The organism is Seonamhaeicola marinus (assembly GCF_008085455.1).
This window is the reverse complement of the sequence record NZ_VSDQ01000863.1, coordinates 1-712: the sequence shown is the minus strand read 5'-3', so window position 1 is coordinate 712 and position 712 is coordinate 1. Positions and strand designations below refer to the sequence as shown.

1 pseudogene is annotated in these 712 nt (G+C 34.6%); it reads left to right on the top strand.

The features are described 5' to 3' along the window. A pseudogene (locus tag FUA24_RS25365) lies at window positions 1-712 on the top strand (T9SS type B sorting domain-containing protein); the annotation flags it as partial.

The following is a 712-nucleotide window of genomic DNA, read 5'->3' as shown; positions in this document are numbered from 1 at the left end:
TAAAAATATTACGGTTGTTGATCCTGATAACCGTCTTTTAATTGATTCAAATTTTGATGGCCTTTTTGAAACGGGTATCACACAACTTTCAGGCTCTGAAATTCATTTCAGAATAAACCCTGCGGCCAATGGCAACACACCATTTCATTTTTTTGCAAATAGTGTTAACGGTTTTTCATTCAAACATCAACTTCAAAATATAAATACAGCCTCTACTTTTTCTGCTAACATATCGCTTACATGTTTTAAAAATGATAACGATAATGATGGTATTAAAGATGAATTAGATTTAGATAGTGATAATGACGGTATTCCTGATATTATTGAGCGTTCTGGCTCCATTGTAACACCATCTGGAAATGATGTTAATAATGATGGATTAGATGATGTTTTCGACTTTTTTCCAGCACCTATTGACACTGATAATGATGGCGTTATGGATTTTTATGATTTAGATAGTGATAACGATGGCATTTCAGATTTAGTTGAAACTGGGCAATTAGGCACACTATCTGACACTAATTTTGATGGTGTTGAAGATGGCCCAACATATGGTATTAATGGTTGGGCAGATGCCGCCGAAACATCACCCGATAGTAATACCATAGGTTATACTTTAAATGATTTTGATGCAGATACTATATTTTCATACATTGATGCAGATAGTGATGGCGATGGCTGTAGCGATGTTATTGAAGCTGGTTTTTCTGAT